Raw genomic sequence first — 22567 nt, 5'->3', positions numbered from 1 at the left:
TTTGCCATGCCGCGCATCCGATTACAGTGCCCGGCTCGCCTCATTCGGACCGCTGCGGCCGGTGAGCTCGACGGGTTCGCCGAGACCGCGCGGACACGCGGCGCAGGCACTTCCGGTGCCGAATGCACAAGATGGGGAGAACGAGATGGCAGACGCCACGATGAAGACGATGCTGGGCCGGGCCCTCCGCGGCGCGGCGTACGGGCTCGCCGCGACGACGGCGGCCGTCGTCCTCAGCGTCGCTCCGGCGCACGCAGAGGAGAACGGCGAGATCGAGATCCAGGCGGGCACCTGCTCCGGCGGTCGATTCTGCATGTGGGAGGACTCGAGCTACTCGGGCAGCAGGTACGCCAACTGGGCACCGACCGGAACCAATCAGAAGTACCAGCTCGACGGCTGGAACGGCGACAACGAGATCACTTCGTTCATCAATAACACCAGGTACAAGATCCGCGTCTACGACAATGACGACTACTCCGGCGAATCCCGGTGCATCGACCCGGGCCAGCGGGTGAGCAACCTCAGCGGCTCATGGGATTTCAACGACTGGATCGAGAGCGCGAAGACCGTCCCCGCCTGCTAGGCGGCCAGGACCGAAGCGGCCCCCGCTCTCCTGCGGGGGCCGCTTCGCCTCAGTCGGCGACCGTCGCCCGATCGCCGGTGCTGACGGTGCCGACCGCGAGGATGTCGGCGTAGAAGCCGAAGCAGGTGGCGCGACCGAAGGCGGGGACGTCGACGCGGTGGTGCGCGGCGAGGGTCTTGAGGAGCCCGCGGTCGGCGGGGGCGTCGCCGTGGGCGAGGGACGGGATGACGCAGCGCGGCGTGGGCACCGAGACCTGCACGACGAGGTCGGGGCCGATCGTGATCCGCTGTCCTGGACGCGGATCGCCCGGCAGGTCGAGGATCAGGTTGGGGCGGAACCGGGTCGCGTCGACCGTGCTGCCGTGTTCGGCGCCGAGACGTGCCAGGGCGCCGGTGGTGACGAGGTGGAGCGCGCCGTAGTCGAAGAAACGGCCGTCGGCCGCGCTGGAGCGGACGTTCACGAGGTCGTCGCCGCCGGGTTCGACGTCGGCGGCCCAGTCGGGGATCATGCCGGGCTCATCGGGCCACCAGTGGTGGCGTTTCAGCTGCTGGGGCGCGGTGCGGGTGAGGTGGACGGGGCGGCCGAGCACGTCCGAGACGGCGGCGTCGGCTTCGGGACTGCCTGCGGGGGCGGGCGACCGGCCCGGGGCGGCGATGCGGACGTCGCCGCTCGCCGGGTCGAAGGCGGCGCTCACGGCGAGCAGGCCGCCCCACAGGCGCGGCTGTTTGGCGCTGCCGATCGTGCCGTCGGCGTCGAGGCAGGTCCAGGTGCGGTCGCCGTCGAGACCGTGTTTGCCGACGAAGGCTTCGCGGACGTGTTCGGCGGCGGCCGATTTGAGCGGGTGACGGCGGATGCCGAGGACGCGGTTCACGTCGGCGATCCTATGCCGCACGCGTCACGACTCGTCGGGGAAGAAGTAGAGGACCGGCGACTCGGCGATCGTGGCGGGAAGCTCGGTGGCCCAACGCTGCTCGCCGTCGTAGCCGATGAACGCGACGGAGGCGCCGTCGCGGGAGACGAAGCCGTCCTCGTGGAGGCTCGTGCAGCCGGGCTCGTCGGGGCCGACGGCCTCGCCTGAAATGAGGTCGACGACGCGGGTGCCGGATTCGGCGCGGACGGTGAACCCGCCCTTGACCGCGCCGTTGGTCTCGTAGTCCTCGACGAAGCAGGCGTATCGGCCGGCCGGGTCCACGTTGACGAGGCCGATGGTGACCGGGTCGCTGCCTTCGAGGCTCGAGACCGGGGTCGTCTCCAGCACTCGGCCGTCCGCGTCGATGCGGTAGAGGTAGTTGAGCCCGAGGTCGTGGTAGAGCGCCTGGGCGGTGCCGTCTTCGGCGGTGTACCAGCGCAGTCGGCAGCCCTCCGGGTCGAGTTCCACGGTGGTGGGAAGCTGCCCGGCGTCGGGCGAGTGCCATTCGGTGGCGCCCCAGGACTTGACCGGGAACGGGATGTCGTCACCCGTGTCCACGTCGGCCTCGGTGCCCCAGACCGGGGCCCGGTGGGCGAGGACCGCGGAGCCGTCGGGGAGCCAGGAGGGGTCGATGCAGGCGTGATCGAGCGGGTATTCGACGCCGGTGGTGATCTCGCCGGTGCCGAGGTCGCCGAACATGAGCGCCGCGCTGGGGCTCGCTCCGGCGATCCACGCGGCGTGCCGCTCGACCGGATCGAGGCTGAGGGACGAGCGGAGGACGGTGCCGACGTCGCCCTCTTCGTCCCAGACGCCGCTGAGGTCGAGGACCGGCTCGATGCCCGCCGCGGTCTCGGCGGAGGCGTCGGGCTGGTTTTCGGCGGCCGGGCCCCAGCGGTAGAGCCGGTGGTCGTCGCCGAGGGCGTAGAACGTGCCGGCGCCCTCGCCGTTCGATATGGCGGCCATGTCGCAGGCACTCGTCGCGCCCGCGAGTGCGAGCACCGCGACGACGGCGAAGTGCTTCCTGGCGGTGATGATCCTGTGCGGGTCGTCCAAGACGTGCTCCTTACTGGGCTCGGGTGCGGGCCGGTCGCGGTCAATCGCTTGCGGCGGCCTCGTGTCGCTCGATGTCCTTGACCTGGTAGGTGCCGGCGTCCTGGTCGGCCATGCCGTGCCAGCCGATGAGGTTGAGCCAGAGCATGGTGTTGGTGTTGGACGCGGTCGGATCGAAGTCTTCAGCGCCGAAGCGACTTCGGAGGGTCTTGAAGGCCGCAGTGGTCTTGGGTCCGAAGTCGCCGTCGATCGCCAGGTCCGTGACTCCGGCCAGATCCCGTGCGGCCCATTGGATGATGGTCGTGTCGGTCGTGTAGCCCCAGCTCATGGCGACTGCCTTGCGCCCGCGGTCGACGTGGATGTGGTTCCAGTGGGAGCCGTCGGGGTCGTTGTGCCGGTGCAGGACGATCCCGAAGTGCTTGCGGCAGGTGGCGATCACGGCGAGGTAGCGGCGGCGCAGGTATCGGCGGGCCCTGCCGTGGACGGCGGTGTCGACGAAGCAGTCGGAACCCCAGTCGAACCTGGTGAAGTCGATGGCGGCGCCGTACCGGTGGTAGCCGGGCTTGCAGACCTTCGCTCCTGCGAGACCGGTCCACTGGTACGGGCGCGAGATGCCGGCGTACCCGTGGTACTTGCCGAGGGAGTGCAGGTCGCGGATGACCTTGCCGGCTTGGGAGTGGGCCTCCTCGTGCATGGTGAAGGAGGTGACGTTGGGGTGGACGCCGAAGCCGTTGCGGTCGTACCCGGTGCGGTAGCGCATCTTCCAGCCGCTGTCGTAGAACCAGTTGCGAGTGATGTCGGGGTACTCGCAGGTCGAGCGTGCGAACGCAATGCTGCTGCTGGGGAAGGTCATCGATCCTCCTTCAGGGTTCACCTCTGGTCGGTGCTTCGGATGTGGATGGTGCTGCCGTCGGTCTCCAGCCATGTGCCGCGGCGGCCGGGGACGGCGAGGATCTCGCCGCTGCAGCCGCAATCGGGCGAGGATTCGAGGATGTCGCCTTTGGCGGTGAAGCGGGTCTGGGCGACGGTGCCGTCCCGGTCGGAGAAGACGCGGACATGGTCGTCCGTCGCGACCGCGGCCATCGGGCGGCCGGCATCGGGGAGCCTGGCGGCTTGCCTGAGGACGCCGGTCTTCGCGGTGGTGTGGACGGTTTGGGTGCCGTCACCGTCGACGACGGCGATGAAGAGGCCGTGGTCGCTTTCGGTCAGGACGGTGCCGTAGCCCTCGCCGAGCCCGGAGGCGAGGGGCCGACCGGTCCAGGTGCGACCGTGGTCCTTGCTGACGGCGAGGTGGCTGCGGGAGATGGCGGTGAGATGCGGATCAGGGCAGCCTTCGAGGACGACGGCGAGGCCACGGTCGCCGATGGGCGTGATGGCGGTGGCGATGCCGGATCGGATCGCCTTCGGGACGGGAAGTTCGGCATGGGCGGCAGTGGACTCGTGGACGCGGACGAGCGCGGGCCGGACCCGGTCGGGCGCGAGCTCGACGGCACCGGTCACCCAGAGGACGTCGCCGAGCGCGGCCATCGAATGCGGATGGAAGCCCTCAGGCAGCGGCAGCGGCAGCGACGATCCGAGTTCGGCGCCGGCGTCGGGGTCCTCAGTGGCCGCGAGCAGCCGGAGGGCGTAGTCGGCCTCGGTCGCGGGATCGGCGGTGAGCACGAGGAGCTCGCCATTGCTACCGGCCCAGCCCGCTGCTGCGGCCCGGACCTGCGGCAGACCTTCCGCGCGAGCGGGCCGCGGGGCGGTGAGGCCCGCGGTTCCGGCGGCAAGGAGGGCGGCCGCTCCGGTGAGGACGGTGCGGCGTGTCAGGCCCAGTGATTCGGGAACGGCCATGAGTGCACTATGACCAACAATGCCGGGTTATTCCGGGGAACCGCCGATTTTCATTCCTCAGTGGCATGGGGCAGAAGGAGTGAAGGCAGTGGTCTACTGAGGTCGTTGTGCATGCATCTGCCGTTCACTGCAACCGTTCGGGGACCCGGGCGCGTCTGTAGGTCCGACCGGGCCCGACTGGTCCGGTGCGGGGCGATAAGAGCCCTAGCCGATGCATCGAGGAGGACTGCATGGACAGGCGCGCACTACTGCGAGGTGCCGGGCTGCTGCTGCCGGCCGCCGCGGCGGCCGGATTCGCCGCCGCCCCGGCGGCCGCGCAGGAGGCCCAGGCCGCGAACTACAAGGTCATCGTGGCCGAGCAGAAGAAGAACTATGCGATGGTCTTCCCCAAGAACAAGGCCTTCACCGACGCCAACGCCGAGAAGATCTACAAGGCGGCCAACCCTTACTGGGCCGACCTCTCGGACGTCCGCATCCGCTCCACCGCCTCGCACGGCACTGTCGGGCTGCTGGCCGCTTCGGGCGGTGCGGTCGGCATCTGGGACGTCAAGAGCAAGAAGGTCCACTCCTCGACCGACCTGCTCTGGGAAGCTCGCCCTGGCGGCAATCCGCACGCGTTCGAGCGCATCCCCAACATCGGGGCGTACGTCTCGGCGAGTTCCGACGGCTTCCTCACCCTCTGGGCGCCCTCGGACGTGAGCAAGCCGGGCACCCTGGCCCGAGTGCAGGAGCTCGATCTGCCCGGCGCGCACGGGGTGCTGTGGGACCCGGGGCTCAAGTGGCTGTGGGCCTGCGGGAACAAGATCGTCAAGGCCTACAAGGTCACCGGCTCCAAACGGAGCACCCGGCTGTCTTACACCGGCAAGTCGGTGACGCTGTCCGGCCTGGGCCACGACCTCCAGCCCGACTACTCCAACAGCGGTCGGATGCTGGTCACCGACACCCATGGCGTGTACTCGTTCAACAAGGGCACGCAGACGAAGACCAGGCTGCATGACACCACCCGTGTCAAGTCGTACGTGAAGCACTCGTCCGGCGAGCACTTCTACGTCCGCGGCAAGGGCGGTTCGGGCTCGCACAACTGGGCCAGCGAAACCGTCGTCTTCTCGCAGTCGACGAACCGGACTCGCAGCGGGGCCTGGTTCTACAAGGCCCGCCTGTACTCGACCGCCTACAACTAGGACTGAGGAAACGGCAGAGCCCGGCCGCTGCGGCAGGGTGTGCCGGGCCAGGTCTGACGATCGGAGCGGGGCCGGTCAACCCCACCTCAACGACCGGCCCCGAGGAGCCCGCGACACGGTCTGGAGCTGCGCGTCGCGGGAAGTTCAGTCGCCCGGCTCGGTGATGAGCGCGCGGGCGCCCTTCAGGATCCACGCGCGCCACTCGTCACCAGTGCCCGGCCGCAACAAGGCGGTCCTGAACAGAAGGGGGAAAGGACCTGCCCGAATACACCAACGCATGGTTCGACGACAGCCATAGGATCGGCCAAGTGCTCATGTTCCGCGAGAGAACGGGCACCCGCGATTTGCTGCGGCGATGGACGTCCCCGATGGCCCTTGGATCAAAAGGGAATTGGAGTGGACTTTCGTCATGGCCGCCGCCCGCACCGAGATCCAGTGTCAGACGTTCCTCGTCGTGATCACCAAAACGGCAGAGACCGCTGCATGTGACTTCGAACGGCTCTGGAACGAACTCCAGAACCATCCAATAAATAGACAAACAGGCATGAATATTTCTGACTTAGATCTCATCTAAGTAAGACGCCGTCTTACCAAGCGCCTGCCTCGGCAGGCGATTCCCAAGGCGGTCCCGATCCCGGACCGGCCGGCGACGCGGGCGCAACCAGCGGTCCGCATCGGCCCGGCCAGGCCGGTGCTCGTGTACATGGTCGTGGTCCTCATGCGCCTGCCGCCTCCTTCCCGCTGCTCGACTTGCCTCCCTCACCGGCCCCACTCACCCTGCTCACCGCGCTGCGGCTTCTGCTTCCGGCCCTTCGGCTTCCGCTTCGAGCCCTTCGGCTTCCGCCTGCACACACCGTCCCGCGAGGGCGGATGCCGGCGCTCGCCGTCCCTACCGGAATGGTGCGACCGCCCGGCAGCTCCCCGAGCGGATCGCCCGGTGAGTGGTGCGGCCTCCCGGTCCTTGCGGTCCGTCCTTGCGGTCCTTGCGGTTCGTGGCTGTTGCCTGGGGTCCGCCCTGGAATGCTGGGGCCCTTAGGGGGGCATGCCGGCGCCGGGGCGGAGGTGGTGCTCGCCATGGACGTGCTTGCGGTGTCGCCGTACCGAGTCCTCTATTCGCTCGGTGTGGCTTCGCCGCTGACGCTGGCGGGTCGTGCTCGAATCGCGAGTGCCCCCGTGTGGGGCATTGCCTTCTGGTTGGGGTGATCCCAACTAGGATCGTCCACCCAGTCACGGCCCATCGGGGGCGCGGACAGCTGCGGGCGATGGCACGGGGGTGAGATCGGACGCCTCCAGTGGAGGAGCACCCTGGCTTGCGGGGTCGTCGCCTCGAAACAAGTCGGTTTGTCGGATCGGCCAGAGGCTTGTCGTAGTCTGCTTACACCTACCCCGACACCTGTACCAGTTTCCTGTCCCTGTACGTACCTCAATTGTCCCCCATACAACCCCCGACTGTCATCACCCACAGGTGGAGAACCTCCTCATGTTCCCCCACCCCACACCCAGCCTGATCGACTGGGCCGCAACTGAACCGCGCCTTCGCACCCCGCGCCCGGGAGTGTCACCGCCACAACAATGCCCGCCGCAACGGCCCCCAGCCTCCGCGGCCCTCAGTCCGGGCACGAGCCCCGACCGCCCACACCGTCCTCCGTCGCTGCCCGGTTTGAGCGCAACCCATTCCACACCGGAAGCCGCCCGGACAAAACCCAGGGGAAGCCTCGTCCGCCGCGCGAGCGGCACGGTGCAGCCGAAAACGCCGGGCGGAGCGACGCGCTTCGCCGCCCCGCCCGGACTCGATCAGACCTTGTTGACGGTGAGCTCGATCAGCCCTTGGCAACCGTGAGCTTGTCGCCCTGGTCGCTCACGCCGACCTTGACCGTGTCGCCGTCGATGATCTTGCCTTCCAGGAGTTCCCGCGAGAGCGGGTCTCCGATGGAGGACTGGATGAGGCGGCGCAGCGGGCGGGCGCCGTAGACCGGGTCGAAGCCGCGGTCGGCGAGCCAGGACTTCGCCGAGTCGTCCACCGCGAGCTTGAGGCGGCGGGTCTCCATGCGCTGCTCCAGGAACCGCAGTTGGACGTCCACGATCGACTTGAGGTGGTCGTGCTCGAGCGCGTGGAAGATGACGATGTCGTCGAGGCGGTTGAGGAACTCGGGCTTGAAGTGGCTGCGGATCGCGGCCATGACCTGGTCGCGTTTCGCCGCGTCCTCGAGCAGCGGATCCATGAGCACCTGGGAGCCGAGGTTCGAGGTCATGATGAGGATGACGTTGCGGAAGTCCACGGTGCGGCCCTGGCCGTCGGTGAGGCGGCCGTCGTCCAGGACTTGGAGCAGCGTGTCGAAGACCCTCGGGTGGGCCTTCTCGACCTCGTCCAGGAGGACGACGGAATACGGGCGGCGGCGCACGGGCTCGGTGAGCTGCCCGCCTTCCTCGTAGCCCACGTATCCGGGCGGGGCGCCGATCAGACGGGCCACCGAATGCTGCTCGGTGTACTCGCCCATGTCGATGCGGATCATGGCGCGGTCGTCGTCGAACATGAACTGCGCCAGAGCTTTTGCAAGCTCGGTCTTGCCGACGCCGGTCGGTCCCGCGAAGATGAACGAGCCTGTCGGGCGGTTCGGGTCGGACAGGCCCGCACGGGCGCGGCGGAGGGCGTCGGACACGACCGTGACCGCGTCGAGCTGGCCGACCACGCGTTCACCCAGGACCTCCTCGGCATGGAGGAGCTTGTGGGTCTCGCTCTCCTGGAGCCGGCCCGCGGGGATGCCGGTCCAGGCGCTGACGACGTCGGCGATCTCGTCGGCGTCGATCTCCTCCTTCAGCATCGGCTGGTGGGCCGGGTCCGTGTCGGCGCTGGCGAGTTCCGCTTCCGCGGCGGTGAGCTGCTGCTCGAGTTCGGGGATGCGGCCGTAGCGCAGCTGCGCGGCCTTCTCGAGGTCGTATTCGCGTTCGGCGCGTTCGGCCTGGGTGCGGAGGTCGTCGAGTTCCTCTTTCAGCTCGGAGACCTTGCCGATGCGGCTCTTCTCGGACTCCCATTGGCGGGAGAGGGCCGCGAGCTTCTCGCGTTCGTCGGCGAGTTCGCGCTGGAGGAACGCGAGCCGCTCGGCGGAGGCGGGGTCGTCCGTCTCGTTCTGGAGGGCGGTCTCCTCGATCTCCAGGCGGCGGACGGCGCGCTCGATCGTGTCGATCTCCTCGGGGCGCGAGTCGATCTCGATGCGGAGGCGGCTGGCGGCCTCGTCGACGAGGTCGATGGCCTTGTCCGGGAGTTTCCGGTCCTGGAGGTAGCGGTCCGAGAGCTGCGCGGCGGCGACGAGCGCGGAGTCGGTGATGCGCACGCCGTGGTGGACCTCGTAGCGCTCCTTGAGGCCCCGGAGGATCGCGACGGTGTCCTCGACGGACGGTTCGCCGACGTACACCTGCTGGAAGCGGCGTTCGAGGGCGGCGTCCTTCTCGATGTGCTCGCGGTACTCGTTGAGGGTGGTCGCGCCGATCATGTGGAGTTCGCCGCGGGCGAGGGCGGGCTTGAGCATGTTCCCGGCGTCCATGGAGCCTTCGGACTTGCCGGCGCCAACCATGGTGTGCAGCTCGTCGATGAACGGGATGATCTCCCCGTCGGAGGATTTGATCTCCTCCAGGACGGACTTGAAGCGCTCCTCGAACTGGCCGCGGTACTGCGCTCCGGCGATCATGCTGGCGAGGTCGAGGAGCATGACGCGGCGGTCGCGCAGCGACTCGGGCACGTCCCCGGCGACGATGCGCTGGGCGAGGCCTTCGACGATCGCGGTCTTGCCGACGCCGGGCTCGCCGATGAGGACCGGGTTGTTCTTGGTGCGGCGGGAGAGGACCTGGATGACGCGGCGGATCTCGGTGTCGCGGCCGATCACGGGGTCCACTTTGCCCGAACGGGCGGTTTCGGTGAGGTCGACGGCGTACTTCTCGAGGGCCTTGTAGCCCTGCTCGGGGTCGGCGGTGGAGATCTTGCGATCGCCGCCGCGCAGGGTCGGGAAGGCGCTGATGAGCTTCTTGTCGGTGGCGCCGTGCTCTGCCAGGAAGGCGGCGACGTCACCGCCGGCCTGGACCAGGCCGGTGATGAGGTGCTCGGTGGAGACGTACTCGTCGCCGTAGTCGGTGGCGAGCTTGTCCGCGGCGTTGATGGCGCGCAGGGATTCGCGGGCCATGGACGGCTCGGAGACGGACGGCCCGGAGGCCGACGGGAGCTCGTCGATGCGCCGCTCGGTCTCGGCCGAGACGGTGCCGGGGGTGACACCCACGAGCTGGAGCAGCCCGGGCGCGGTGGAGCCGTCGACGGTGAGGAGCGCGTCCAGGAGGTGCCAGGGTTCGACGGCCGGGTTCCCTCCGGCGGCCGCGGTGCGCGCGGCCTGGGAGATCACTTCTCGGCTCTTGGTGGTCAAACGGTTGACGTCCACGGTCTCCTGACTCCTTCTCGCTGACTGGTTCCGGGCGGTGCGCACCCGGAGTTGAGTGTATCCGACTCAACTTTCAGGGGTCGACTTGACGCGGTTCGCCGTCAGCGTAAATCCCCGCGTGCTCGCCACCGGGGGTTTCGGGGACGATCCCGGCCGATTCCGCAGCGGGGCGCAGTGCGCCGAGACCGGGGACGTCCCGGCCGGAGATACGCGGGAAGCCCTGGGCCGGTGGGTCCCAGGGCTTCCCGCGCAGCGTCTCCTGCGCTACTTCTTGGCGGCGCTGAGTCCGAAGATCGACTTGATCTTGTTGAGAAGCGACGGCTTCGCCGACTTCTCGTCGTTCTCGATGGCGGGCGCCTCCGCCTGGGACGGGACCGCCTTCTCAGGGTCGTCCGCGGCTTCCTCCGGCTCGTCGATCGCCTCGGCGGCCGGCTCGGCGGCCGGCTCGACGACGGCGGTGTCGGCCTTGGACTCGGCCGGCTCGGGCTCGGGCTCGGCCTCGGCGACGGGCTCGGGCTCCGGCTCGGCCTCGACGACCGGCTCAGGCTCCTCGACCCGCACCGGTTCGGGCTCGACCGCCTCGGCGACGGGTTCCGGTTCGGGCTCCGGCTCGGCCTCGGCGGCGGGCTCGGGGTCCACGACGGCCGCGGGGGTCTCGGCGGGGGCCTCTTCGAGTTCGGCCTCCACGACCTCCTCGACCTCGTCCTCGGGGCCCGCGACCAGCAGCGCCCGGAACTCGGCGACCGTGAGGACCGGCACGCCGGCCTCCTCGGCCTTCTTCAGGCGGGCTTCGGTGGTCTTCACGGTGTCGTCGATGACCAAGTGGGTCACGGTCTTGGTGAACTGTTTCGCGAGCGCGACATCAGCGTCGGACTCGGCGATCGCGCGGGCAGTTTCGGCGTCGGGGCCGGTGCCCAAGACGATGATCCGGACCTTATCTCCCGTCTTCGTCGGCACGGGGGACCTCCCTTATTCGGTGGTTTGCGGCTGCAGGGGCACTACGGGCTTTGCGCCTTAAGCTTTTGCTCAAGAGCGTACCGGGTGCCCAGCTCGCATCGGGCCAGCGGAGAGGACTTATTCGCGCTCGAAGGTGCTCCTTTGCTGCAGGGCCGTTTCGATGCCCTTGACGCGGTCGGAGAGCAAGGTGATGGCGCCGACCGCTCTCGACATTGGATCGTCGCTCGCGCCGCCGAGGGTCTGCTCGCGGCGGTAGGCCTCCTTCACGGCCTCCCAGCGGGCGGCGCGCTCGGGGGTGAGGCGGCCGCGCAGGTCGGCGAGTTTGAGGAGGTTGGCCTCCGCGCCGGACGCGAGGGTCTGCGCCTCGCCGGCGTAGTGGTCGTCGATCACCGCTTCGAGTTCGTCGTCGTTCATCACCGGGACCACCCGTTCGGCGAGGCGGTTCATGTTCCGGTAGGAGCCCTGCAGGAGGAACGGCGGCTCGGTGCGGGCGCTGTCGTCCATCGCGGCCGAAGCGATGTACGCGAGGTTGTTGCCGAGCACGGTCTTCTGGATGCGCACGAGTTTGCGCAGCACGGAGAGCAGCTGGTCGAGCTCGCCCGCGCTGTAGGGGTGCTTGAGCGCTTCGGGCGCCGCGGTCGGGTCGCCGCCTGCGAGGCGGATGAGGATCGCGGTGTCGGCGCGGTCGCGTCCGGCGAGGGGCGCGGTGACCTTGTTCGAGGTGAGCGCGTTCTCGATGTAGGACTGGGCGAACACCTGGTCGCGTCCGGAGAGGACGTCGCCCAGGTTCCACACGTCGGCGCGGTTGGCGAGCATGTCCGGGATGCGGAACTTCTGGCCGGCCTCGGTGTACGGGTTGCCGGCCATGCACACCGCGAACCGCTTCCCGCGCAGGTCGTACGTGCGGGTCCGGCCGTTCCAGACGCCCTCCATCTTGCGCTGCGCGTCGCACAGCGAGATGAACTTCTGCAGCAGCTCGGGGTTGGTGTGCTGGATGTCGTCGAGGTAGAGCAGCACGTTGTTGCCGCATTCGAGCGCGAAGTTGATCTTCTCGACCTCGGCGCGGGCGGTCGCGTTCGGTGCGTCCTCGGGGTCGACGGAGACCGTCTCGTGCCCGAGCGCGGGCCCGTTGACCTTGACCAGGAGCATCCCGAGCCGGTCGGCGACGTACTCCATGAGGGTGGTCTTGCCGTAGCCGGGCGGGGAGATGAGCATGAGCATCCCCGACTGGTCGGTGCGGCGGCCCTCGCCCGAGCCCGCGCCGATCTGCTTGGCGAGGTTCGAGCCGATCAGCGGCAGGTACACGTCGTCGATGAGCTGGTTGCGCACGAACCCGGCCATCGTCTTGGGCTTGAACTCCTCGACGCGGAGCCTGCGGCGGTGGCCTTCGATGAGGTCGCCGCGGCGGCGCTGGTAGGCGCGGTAGCCGGGGAGCACGGTGCGGCGGAACCGCCCGGTGCGCGCCAGGAACTCGTCGAGGCGCAGCGGCAGGACGCGGCCGTCGATGCGCGGGTGGGTGCCGAGCAGGCCGGTGACCCGGCTGGAGAGTTCGGCCGAGACGTCGTACGTGTCGACCTCGGCGAGGATCACCGCGAGCGCCTCGGGGAGGTCGGCCTCGTCGAAGCCGTCGGGTTCGGCCTGGCGCAGGAACGATTCGAGCCAGACGGCGGCGAGCTCCCATTTGGAGGTCATGTCGCCTTCGAGTGCGCGCAGATCGGATTCGAAGTCCGCCTTGGCACCGGGGCCGATCTGGCGTTCGAACGCGGCCAGGAGCGAGCGCGCCCGCTGCGAGACGGCGAAGCCGCCGCTGGGGTCGGCGAGCTCCTCGACCAGGTACTCCCCCGCGAGGTCGGGGTCGACCTCGAGCGGGAGGAGCGTGTTGTCGAGGTAGTGGTTGACGGCTTCGCCGAGGTCCGCGCCGAGGTCGGCGAGGGCGTCGGCGCGGCCGAAGACGGCGCGGGCGCGCGCGAGCGAGCGGGCCTGGGTGCGGATCGCGATCCGCTCCTCCTTGGGGACGCCGTGCCCCCAGTAGAGCTGGGCGGCGGCGCGTTCGGCGGAGCGGTAGCGCAGCAGCCCGGACGCGGCGTAGAGGCGCAGGGCCTCGGCGAGGATCGCGGCGGCGTCGGCGTCGTGGACCCCGCGCTCGTAGCCCTCGTCGTAGCGTTCGGCCGCGGCGGCGGAGGTGAACGCGGGGAGGTCTTCGGCGAGGAGCTTCGCGGGGCCGTGCTCGGCGAGGAGCGCGGCGGCGAGGTGCTCGGCGCGGTAGACCTCGTTGTTCTCCGAGGGCAGGAACTGGTGCCAGTACGGTTTCGTGTCGGCGAAGCCGGGGTCGGTGACGACGTGGCGGTAGTCGGTGCCGGTGAGCGAGAAGGCGAGCGCGTCTCCGGAGGGCACGAGGGTGAGGTCGAGCGGCTGCGTGTTGACGGGGATGCGGTGCTCGCCGAATTTGACGGCGTCGCCGTCGAAGAGGTCGAGGCGGTCGCTGAGCGCGCGCCCGGCCTCGGCGCGGGCGGCGCTGATGCGGCCCTCGATCTCCTCGGCGCGGACGGTGTCGTCGAGGCCGCGCAGCTCGGTGATGACCTTGCGGAGGCGCTCGACCATCGGGTCGGTCGCGAAGTACGTGTTGACCTCATCCAGTGAGGACAGTGTGGCGGTGCGGCGGGCCACGGCTTCGAGGATGCGGTCGGCAGACTGCGCCAGCTGCTCGGCGCGGCGGGCGGCCTCGTCGAGGAGGTGCTGCTTGCGGGAGGAGAACGCCTCGTAGACGTCGGTGCGCTTGTCCGCGAGCTGCTGCAGGAACTCGTCGAAGTCCGAGAAGCGGGTCTCGAGGTTCTCGACGGTGAGCAGGAGGCGGCCCAGCTGCTCGTCGCACGCGGCGGGCGTGTCGGCGGCGGCGATCGCGGCCGTCACGGACTGGCCGAGCAGTGCGAACTCGGCAGCGAACTCCGCTTTCCCCTCGCCCACGGCGAGTTCGCGGCGGCGCGCGGCGAGGGTGGCTCGGGCGCGGTTGACTGCGGCGAGCACTTCGGAGACGCGCCCGAGGATCGCGGTGCGCACCACGGCGTCGCCGATCTCCAGGGTCGCGACGACCTCGGTGAGGGTCTCGAGGCCCCGCTGGCGCTCGTCGAGGTCGGCCAGGAGCGGGTCCGATTCGGCGACGGAGCCGATGCCCTCGGCCTTGCGTTCGAGGTCGGCCACCTGCTCGAAGTACGCGGTGAACGCGTCCTCCCGTTCGAGGAACGCCACGGCGCGCCTGCCGGTGCCGTCGAGCGTCTCGGTGACCTCGGCGGCGAGCTTGTCGAGGCCCGCGAGGTCGATGTAGCGGGTCTCGCGGAGGGTGACGAGGTGGCCGCCGGCGCCGCGCAGCTCGGCGAGGAGCGCGACCCAGTCCCCGGCGGACTTGGGGGCCTCGCCGCGGGCGCGGCGCAGGAGCTTGACCGTGTCCGTCTGGGCGAGTTCGAGGGCCTTCTTGGCTTCGGCGGTGAGCTCGGCGACCGTGGCGTACTCGTCGAGCACGGACTCGGCCGTGTCGCGGACCTTCGCGAGGCTCTCGTCGAGGTCGTGGAGGCCGTCGTCGCCGAGCCACGGGTAGTCGTCGAGGCAGCGGGTGGCGGCGGCGATGAGCGCTTCGAAGACCGCCTGGGCGGGCTGCATCTCGCGGACCATGCGGGCCACGGAGAGCGCGTCGGAGACGGCGCGCACGGCCTCGGCGTTGCCGATGCGGTGCACGGGGGTGTCGCCGGACTCCGCCGCGGCGGCGTGCGCCTCGCTGCAGAACGGCGTCGCCCAGATCTGCAGCGTGTGGACGCGGGTGGCCTCTTCGCCGGTGAAGCGGAAGGCCGCGAGGGTGCCGTCGTCGAACACCGCGTAGCCGTGGACGCTCATCGGCGCGGCCACTTCCTTGCGGATGACGTTGTACGGCAAGAGGAGTGAGCGCCCCTCGGCCTCGTGGTAGAAGACAAAGAGGACGTCTTCGCCGTTGGGCGAGCGGATCACGCGCTTGAAGCGGAGGTCCGTGACGTCGTGGTCGAAGGTCTTGAGCTTGCCCTCGTTGAGGTAGTAGCCGCCCGGGAAGATGAGGCCGTGGTCCTCGGGGAGGCGGCGGCAGGCCTGGCCGATCGCGTCGGCGCGCACGATGGTGCCGGTGCGGGAGTTGAAGATCAGGTACCGGGTGACGGTCTCCTTGTAGGGGAGGATCTTCAGCAGGATGAGGGGGCCGATGCGGGCGTAGGCGATGTCGGCGTCGGCGAGGGACTGGAGGGGTTCGGCGACGGGCTCGCTGTAGATGCCCTCGCCGGACTCGGTGTTGTCCTCGATCTTGACGGTGAGGTCGCCGTTCAGGCACTCGACGAAGATCTCGTCCTCGATCGAGACGTGCGGGTGGCGGCCGGTGACGTGGTGCTCGCGGCCGGTGGGGGTCCACTCGAAGTCGTAGGGGCCGGGCCAGACGGCGTCCGCGTCGCCGCGGGCGTCCATATAGGCCGGTTCCTTGCCGGCGGCAAGCTGCCAGCGCAGGACCCGCTGGTCGGTGAGCTGCTCGCCGATCTTGAAGACGGCGAGGAGGCGGCCGTCGACCTCGCGCATCTGGAGGAGTTCGGTGGACCGGTAGTACCGGTACATCTCGGTGAAGTCGGCGGTGAACTTGGGCTGGTCGAGGAGGTGCCCTGGCTCGGTGACCTCGGTGAAGGAGAATTCGCCGCCTTCACGTTTGAAGTCGTGGAGGGTGAAGACGTCGCCGACGCCGGTCTGCGACTTGAGTCCCATGTGGACGTTGTAGCCGAAGAGGAGGCGGTCGCCGACGCGGGCGATGTCGCGGGGCACGCAGTTGTTGACCGTGCGGATGCGGGTGGTGCCCAGGAGGGTGAGCCCGGTGGAGCCGAAGGCGTCGGTGCGGGCGGTGTTGAGCGCTTCGGCCCGGCCCGCGAGCTCGTCGGCGAAGTCGGCGAGGCGCGACGAGAGGACCTCGTAAGTGCCGGCGTCGAGGGTGGCAGCGGCGGGCGCTTCAGTGGCGGACTGCTCTTCGGCCATGGATTCCCCTGGTGGCGTTCGTTTGTGGGCTTTCGGGTGCGCTGCGGGCGGGCATAGGGCGTGCCCCTTCCCACCCGCATCCACCTCCGACCAACCGAAGAAATGGGACGACTGTCCCACACGGGTCCGACAGTCGGCTGTTTCAGCTGGTCATGGGGGCGCGGGCCTGGCGGCCCGCGCCCCGTTCGACTATTTGGCGATCTCCAGCGCGGGCTTCTCGGCGACGCCGAGTTCCTTGGCCTTGCCGAGGAGGCCCGACAGCATGTCGTGGTCGCCGCCGCCCTGCATGAGCTTGACGAGCGCGGCCGAGACCGTGAGGTTCTTGACGTCCTCGCTGCCGACGCCGCTCAGGACGCCCTTGAGGTCCTCCGCGAACGACGTGGAGCCGTTGCCCCACGAAGCCGCGACGGACTGCGCCACATCGGAGTTGGCGACGAAGCCGTCGACGGCCTTGCCGTAGCCGATCGCGCCGACGACCCGGTCGAAGAACTGGGTGTCGCCGCCGACGATCGAGATGTCGGCGCTGGTGAGGCCCGCGGCGATGACGCCGGCCTGCTGCTCGGCGATCGAACGGCGGGCGTCGATCTCCATGCCGCGCAGCTCCTTCTCCATCTCCAGGCGCAGGCGGTACTCCTCGTGCCCGCGGCTGGCGTCCGAGAGGGCGTCCATCGCGGCGGCCTTCTCGGTGAGACCCACCGACTCGGCGAGGAGCTTCTCGCGCAGGGCGTTCGCCTCGGCGGTGCCCTGCGCGGCCTGGGCCTCGGCTTCCGCCAGGCCCTTCGCGGAGGTGGCGCTCGCCTGGGCCTTGCCGATGGCGGCCTGGGCTTCGGCCTCGGCCTTGCCCTTGGCCTCGGCGGCCTTCGCCTCGGCGAGCCCGCCCTTCTCGATCGCGTCGGCTTCGGCCTCGCGGACCTGGACGGCGGCCAGACCCGGGGCGGCCGCGATGGCCTGGTCCCCTTCGGCCTGGCGGATCTTGGCGCGGGCCTCGAGCTCGGCGGCCTGCTGGGCGGCCTCGGCCTCGGTGAGGCGCTGGCGGGCGAGGTGCTTGGACGCGGCCTCGCCGGCTTCGGCGCGCTTGATGTCCTTGACCAGGCTCTCCTGGGCCTCGGCCTCGGCGAGGATGATGACGCGCTGGCGTTCGCGCTCGGCCTCTTCGGTGGCGCGCAGGCGCTTGATGCCCTCTTCCTGCTCGGCGACGGTCTTCTCGACGGCGATGCGCTCGCGGACGACGTCGGCGATGTCGCGCTTCTGCGCCTCGAGCTCCTTCTGGGCCGCGATGCGGGCCAGCTCTTCCTCGCGTTCGCGGCCGACGACCTCGAGGATGCGGTCCTTCTCGATGCGCTCGGTCTCGACGGCGATCACGCGCTCGCGGTTCTTCTCGGCGACGGCGATCTCGCGGAGGCGGTTCTCGTGCTGGATGCCCGTGGCCTCTTCGGTCCTGATGCGCGCGGTCTCGCTCTTGAGGCGCTCCTCGGCCTGGACCTTCTGCACTTCGGCGGACTCGCGGGCCCGCAGGGTCTCGATCTCGCGCTGCTGGCGGATCTCGGCCTCGGTCTGGCGGCGCTCGAGTTCGAGCACGGCCTCCTTGGCCTCGACGTCCTGGCGCTTGATCTCCTTCTCCTCGGTGCGGCGGTGCTCGTTGGTGGTGACCGCTTCGATCGCGGTGAGCTGGGTGATCTTGCGGATGCCCTGCGCGTCGAGGATGTTCTTGGGGTCGAGCTGGTCCAGGGGGGTCTGCTCGAGGTAGTCGATGGCCGCGTCCTCGAGCGAGTAGCCGTTGAGGTCGGTGCCGATGAGGTGGATGATGCGGTCGCGGAACTCGTCGCGGTTCGTGTAGAGGTCGGTGAAGTCGAGCTGCTTGCCGACGGTCTTGAGGGCCTCGGCGAACTTGGCGTTGAACAGCTCCTGCATCGTCTCCTGGTCGGAGGCGCGCTTGGTGCCGATCGCGCCGGAGACGTTGAGGACGTCCTCGACCGTGGCGTTGACGCGCACGAAGAACGTGATGGAGATGTCGGCGCGGATGTTGTCCTGGCAGATCAGGCCGTCCTTGCCCGCGCGGTTGATCTCGATGGTCTTGACCGAGATGTCCATGTACTCGGCGCGGTGGATGATCGGCAGCACCAGCGCGGAGGTGAAGGAGACTTTGCGGGTGCGCAGCTTCGTCACGACGAGGGCCTGACCGGGGGCGACCTTCCGGTACAGCCGGATGATCATGACCAGAAAGCCGATGACGATGAGCGCGACGACCACGAACGTGGCCAGCGTCGCCGAGTTGGCGTCCATGCGTTGGTTCCTAACGAGGCTTCGGGGGAACGGGGACTTGCGGGCGGCGCGAGTGGCGGGCGCCGCCGCGGCGGGCGTGACCACACCCTAACCAAGGCGCGCCAGGTTGTGGGTACGCGAGGGTGGTCGAGGCACGAAACCGGGAGACCGCATTCCAGGCGGAACCCGGCATTGCGGCGCGGTCTACTGTGATCCGGGCTCAGGCCTCGATGACGACGTCCGGCGGCAGGGCCACCGGAACGACCAGGAACACCTTCTCGACCTCGTCGTAGTCGAAGACCACGACCTTCGAGTGGCGCGAGTACAGCTCCGGGTCGATGCCCTCGGGTTCGTGCGGGGAGCGGCGCACGTTGATGAGGAGCACACTGCCCTCGTCGTCGGTGATCTCGGCCTGGCCGGCGTCGAGCGAGACGGTGCCGGTGCGGACCACGCAGACCTTGCCCACCAGATCGGCGTGCCCTGTCGCGGGCGCGTCCTCGAAGAGCTTCGCGAGCGGCCTCGTGAGCAGTTTCGCGCCGAGCATCCCGACGCCGATCCCGGCGACGAGCACGGCCGTGCCGGTGAGGGTCGCGGGGATGAACATGTCCGCGCTGCGCACCCAGGTGGTGCCGAGCACGGTCACGATCCAGCCCAAGGTGATCCAGAGCGAGAGCACGACGGTGAACGGGACCGCGCCGAACCCGAAGGCCGACCAGAAGCCGCCCCCGGCGTCGAACTCGGTCTCGCTGCCGACGTCCACGACGTCGACGTCCATCGCGCCGATGATGACGGTGAGCCAGTAGACGACCACGAGGACGAGGCCGAACGAGAAGACGACCGGTGGAAAGGATAGGGCGATATCCAGAAACTCACTCATGGGGCACGGGTCCTTCTTGGCGAATCCGAGGGGCGGCCCGCGGGCGCGGGTGCGGGCGTCTTCGGTGCGGTATGGAGGCCTGCCGCTCGCACGTGAGCTTCGCGCGGTCGGGCGGGCGTCGGCGTTCGGGCGGTCTCTCCGGGTCAGCGAGATCGGGCCTGCTTCTAGGGTAATGCACGCGCCCGCTTCGGGGAAGGTTGCGCAAAGCGGACGATCTGCCAACCGACGGCGCGCAGGCTTCGCCGAGACTGGTCCCGCGGGGGCGACTGCGGCAAGCTCGACATGCCGCTCCGCGATATGGTGTGACCGGTCGAACAGCCGACCGCCTTCGGCTCGTCGGCGGTGCATCCTCACATCGTGCAAGGAGGTCCGGTGCCCGGTTTCCAAGCCGCACTGGCGAACGCGGCCGCAGGCTGCGACGCCGCCGCCGCCCGCCTCGCCCAGGTGGCGCAGCGCCTCGGCGACGCCGCCTTCCAGACCCCTGTGGACCCCGAGCTCCTCGCCGCCGAACGCCAGATCGCCGACGCGGCCGCCGCCTCCGCGCGGCAACTGCGCGCCGACCCCGGCCTGCTCCACGCCGGGCGCATCGTCCTCCACGAGGGACGCACCGTGCCGCTCATCGTGCCGTTCGGCGAGCGCGGGCACCTCGCGACCTCGGTCGACGCCCGCGTCGAGGGCGTCGCGAACCTGGTGCGGACCGCGATCCTCCACGCCGTGGGCACCCGCGAGCCCGGCGGGCTGCGGGTGGTCGGGATCGACACCGCGACGCTCGGGGCCTCGTTCGCGCCGCTGCGCCCGCTCGCCGACGCGGGCGTGATCGAAGCGGTCGCCACGGACGCGCGCGCCGCGGCCGATGCCGTCGCCCTGGCCGAATCCCAAGTGGCCGAACACATCGCGGGCCGCCGTACCGACCGAATGCTGCTCGTCGTGGCCTCCCTGAGCGAAGCGCCGCGAACCTTGATCGAGCGCATCGACGCCTTGGCGCGGTCGGGACTGGCGCACGGCGTCACCGTCCTCGGCTGCGGCCTGCCCGAGCTGCCGCAGGCCGCCGTCATGCACGCCGTCGAAGCCGGGCGCGTGGCGATCACGAACCCGCCCGCGGCGCCGTTCGGGCGCGGAGAGCATCTGGCCGCACCGGTCGACTGGCCCGAGACCCCCGACCCGTCGTTCGTGGCCGGCGAGGCGCAGCGGCTAGCGGAGCGCGCCAAGGCCGCCGCGACCCTCACGTTCGCCGATCTCATTCCGGCCCTGCCCGAATCGGCCGACCCGGCGAGGGGCCTTGAGGTCCTCATCGGACGGGACGCTGCCGGGGAGGTGCGGCTGCGGTTCGACGACGCGACGCCGCACTGGCTCGTGGGCGGGCGGACTGGCGGCGGCAAGACCGTGTTCCTCCTCGACGTCCTGTACGGGCTCGCTTCCCGTTACGCCCCTTCGGATCTGGCGCTGTTCCTGCTCGACTTCAAGGAAGGCGTCTCGTTCACCGAGGTCATCCCCACCGAGCGCGATCAGACCTTCATCCCGCACGCGCGCGCCGTGGGCGTCGAGTCCGACCGCGAATACGGCCTCGCCGTGCTCAAGACGCTGAGCGAGGAGATGACGCGCCGTTCCACGGTGATGAAGCGCCACGGGGTGGCCTCGTTCGCGGGGCTGCGCGCGCACGAGTCGTATCCGCGGATCGTGTGCGTCGCCGACGAGTTCCAGGTGCTCCTCGCCGGGAACGACCGGGTGGCGTCCGAAGCCGTCGCGCTGCTGGAGAACCTGGCCCGCAAGGGCCGCTCGTACGGGGTGCACCTGGTGCTCGCCTCGCAGACGATCTCCGGCATCGAGGCGCTGTGGGCGAAGCAGGACTCGATCTTCGGGCAGTTCCCGATGCGCATCGCCCTGCCGGGCGCGCGCACCGTCCTGGCACCGAACAACGATGCGGCGTCGCGGATCTCGCTCGGGCAGGTCGTGGTCAACACCGAGGGCGGCACCGCCGGCGCCGACCGGGTCGCGCGCTTCCCCGACACCGACGCGCACGTGATGCACCGGCTGCGCCAGCAGCTCAACGAGGCCCACGCAGGAGTCGGCGCGCCGCGCGTGTTCTACGGCTACCGGCCCGTGCACCTCGCCGACACCCTTCCGGGCGAACGACGACCGGGACGCGCGCTCCTCGGCCGCGAGGTCTCGCTGCGCCTCGACGCCGCCGGGATCGACCTCGACCGCCGCCCTGGGCGGCACCTGGCCGTGCTCGGCTCCGAACCCGTGGGCGGCGAAGCGCTCGAAGCGGCCGTGGAGTGCCTGGCGGGCAACGGCACCCGCGTCCTCACCGTCGACTTCACCGGCAACGCCGACCTGCGTGCGGCCACTGACCAGATCGCGCCCGAGGCCTTCGCCTCGTCACTCGCCGAGATCCCCGACGGGACCGTGGTCGCCGCGTGGGGCCTCGACGCCGCGGCCCTCGACATGAAGGCGCAGCAGGCGCTGCGGGCACTCCTGCGCACCGGGCCCGCCCGGGACGTGCACCTGCTCGGCTGGTGGCGGAACTTCCGCCGCTTCACCGACGACATCGGCGGCACCGCGGGCCGGGAAGACGTCGCCTGCGCGCTCGTCCTCAACCTCCCCGGCGGCGAGATCATGGGCCACTTCGGGCCGCAGTTCCAGCACTGGAACCCGCGGGCGGGCAGGGCGCTGCTCATCGACCGCCACGCCGACACCGGCGGCGGGAAGCTCGTGGTCCCCTTCTCCCGCATGGAAGAGCGCGAAACGGCCCCCGGCCCGCAGCGCAGCGGCGGCAGCGCCCCGATCGAGAGGACCCGCCCGTGAGCGCCTTCGACGACTACCTCGCGCAGCTGCGCCGCCTCGACGAGGCCCGCCGCACCGCCGACGAGGCCGCCGCCCGCACCGCCACCGCGACCGAATCCTTGGGCCAGCGCACCGGCCGCCTCGCCGAGCAGGCCGCCGCGCAGCGCACCGCCGTCGACGACCTGGCGCGAGCCGCACGCATCGCACCGCCGCAGCGCCTCCCGTCCCCGCCGCCGCTGCACGGCGACCCGGCCGCCGATCTCGCTGCGGCCGAAGCGGACTTGCAGGTGGCGGCGACGGAGCTGGAGGAAGCCCGCTTCCTCGCGCACCGGGCGCCGCTGCTGCCGCGCTGGAGGGCGGACGAGCGCAACGGGCTGATCTACGGTCTGTTCGCGCTCGTCTGCGTCATGGTCCAGCTGTTCGTGCTCCGCAACCTGCGCGCGGAGGACGCGTTGGGCGCGGTGCTGCTCGCGGCGGTCCTCATCGGGTGCCCGCTCGGCGCGTTCGGGTTGGGCTGGTTGACGATCGGGGTCGCGGCCCGCCCTCGCATCGGCGACGAGGAGAAGCGCCTCGAGCGCAACTACCGCCTCGGGCTCGTCGTCTGCGGCTCGACACTGGTCGTGGCCTGCATGGGCTTCTTCAGCTGAGTGGCATTCGCTGCTTATAGTCGCGTGA

14 protein-coding genes are annotated in these 22567 nt (G+C 70.1%); 5 read left to right on the top strand and 9 right to left on the bottom strand.

What is annotated here, in order from left to right; translation table 11 throughout:
• Positions 1 to 145: 145 nt before the first annotated feature.
• Complete coding sequence (locus JHY01_RS12840) at positions 146 to 583, top strand: peptidase inhibitor family I36 protein (RefSeq protein ID WP_205326051.1); 438 nt, start codon at positions 146 to 148, stop codon at positions 581 to 583.
• A 49-nt stretch (positions 584 to 632) separates the two neighbouring features.
• On the opposite strand, the gene JHY01_RS27750 is transcribed toward JHY01_RS12840, so the two are convergent.
• The 4 genes from JHY01_RS27750 to JHY01_RS12820 are packed head-to-tail and all read right to left on the bottom strand — an operon-like array spanning position 633 to position 4379.
• Positions 633 to 1454 carry an MOSC domain-containing protein gene (locus JHY01_RS27750; RefSeq protein ID WP_205326050.1) on the bottom strand — a complete coding sequence of 274 codons (822 nt, stop codon included), beginning with the start codon at positions 1452 to 1454 and terminating at the stop codon, positions 633 to 635.
• A 24-nt stretch (positions 1455 to 1478) separates the two neighbouring features.
• Positions 1479 to 2546, bottom strand: a complete 1068-nt coding sequence (locus JHY01_RS12830; protein ID WP_205326049.1) for a hypothetical protein — start codon at positions 2544 to 2546, stop codon at positions 1479 to 1481.
• Positions 2547 to 2586: 40 nt separating this feature from the next.
• Entirely contained in the window at positions 2587 to 3396 is an 810-nt protein-coding gene (locus JHY01_RS12825; RefSeq protein ID WP_205326048.1) for a hypothetical protein, read from the bottom strand.
• A gap of 17 nt (positions 3397 to 3413) precedes the next feature.
• Positions 3414 to 4379, bottom strand: coding sequence for a hypothetical protein (locus tag JHY01_RS12820; RefSeq protein WP_205326047.1), 966 nt, complete (start codon positions 4377 to 4379; stop codon positions 3414 to 3416).
• 230 nt (positions 4380 to 4609) lie between these two features.
• Here JHY01_RS12820 and JHY01_RS12815 point away from each other — a divergent pair, with 230 nt between their 5' ends.
• Both JHY01_RS12815 and JHY01_RS12810 read left to right on the top strand, forming a co-directional pair.
• Positions 4610 to 5560 carry a DUF6528 family protein gene (locus tag JHY01_RS12815; protein WP_205326046.1) on the top strand — a complete coding sequence of 317 codons (951 nt, stop codon included), beginning with the start codon at positions 4610 to 4612 and terminating at the stop codon, positions 5558 to 5560.
• A 355-nt stretch (positions 5561 to 5915) separates the two neighbouring features.
• A complete protein-coding gene (locus JHY01_RS12810; RefSeq protein ID WP_205326045.1) occupies positions 5916 to 6134 on the top strand; it encodes a hypothetical protein in 219 nt (72 codons plus the stop codon).
• Between the two features lie 1246 nt (positions 6135 to 7380).
• Here the strand turns inward: JHY01_RS12810 and clpB are convergent.
• The 5 genes from clpB to JHY01_RS12785 all read right to left on the bottom strand — a co-directional run bounded on the left by clpB (position 7381) and on the right by JHY01_RS12785 (position 19108).
• Positions 7381 to 9984 (bottom strand): ATP-dependent chaperone ClpB, encoded by a 2604-nt coding sequence (clpB, locus tag JHY01_RS12805; protein ID WP_205326044.1) that lies wholly within the window; start codon positions 9982 to 9984, stop codon positions 7381 to 7383.
• Between the two features lie 264 nt (positions 9985 to 10248).
• Entirely contained in the window at positions 10249 to 10941 is a 693-nt protein-coding gene (locus JHY01_RS12800; protein WP_205326043.1) for a hypothetical protein, read from the bottom strand.
• A gap of 117 nt (positions 10942 to 11058) precedes the next feature.
• Positions 11059 to 15969: a DNA repair ATPase gene (locus tag JHY01_RS12795; RefSeq protein WP_205326042.1), complete on the bottom strand. Its 4911-nt coding sequence runs from the start codon at positions 15967 to 15969 to the stop codon at positions 11059 to 11061.
• A 189-nt stretch (positions 15970 to 16158) separates the two neighbouring features.
• Positions 16159 to 18252 (bottom strand): SPFH domain-containing protein, encoded by a 2094-nt coding sequence (locus JHY01_RS12790; protein WP_205326041.1) that lies wholly within the window; start codon positions 18250 to 18252, stop codon positions 16159 to 16161.
• Positions 18253 to 18451: 199 nt separating this feature from the next.
• On the bottom strand, positions 18452 to 19108 hold the full coding sequence (locus JHY01_RS12785) for a hypothetical protein (protein WP_205326040.1): 657 nt from the start codon (positions 19106 to 19108) through the stop codon (positions 18452 to 18454).
• Positions 19109 to 19480: 372 nt separating this feature from the next.
• Between JHY01_RS12785 and JHY01_RS12780 the strand changes: the two genes are divergently transcribed.
• Both JHY01_RS12780 and JHY01_RS12775 read left to right on the top strand, forming a co-directional pair.
• Positions 19481 to 21913 (top strand): FtsK/SpoIIIE domain-containing protein, encoded by a 2433-nt coding sequence (locus JHY01_RS12780; protein WP_205326039.1) that lies wholly within the window; start codon positions 19481 to 19483, stop codon positions 21911 to 21913.
• Positions 21910 to 22539, top strand: coding sequence for a hypothetical protein (locus JHY01_RS12775; RefSeq protein ID WP_205326038.1), 630 nt, complete (start codon positions 21910 to 21912; stop codon positions 22537 to 22539). Before JHY01_RS12780 ends, JHY01_RS12775 begins: the two co-directional genes overlap by 4 nt.
• Positions 22540 to 22567: the final 28 nt, after the last annotated feature.

The sequence above is a fragment of the Glycomyces sp. YM15 genome, from assembly GCF_016918015.1.
Lineage (GTDB): Bacteria > Actinomycetota > Actinomycetes > Mycobacteriales > Micromonosporaceae > Glycomyces.
Note: the sequence above shows the minus strand (reverse complement) of the source record. Positions and strands in the feature narration are given on the sequence as shown.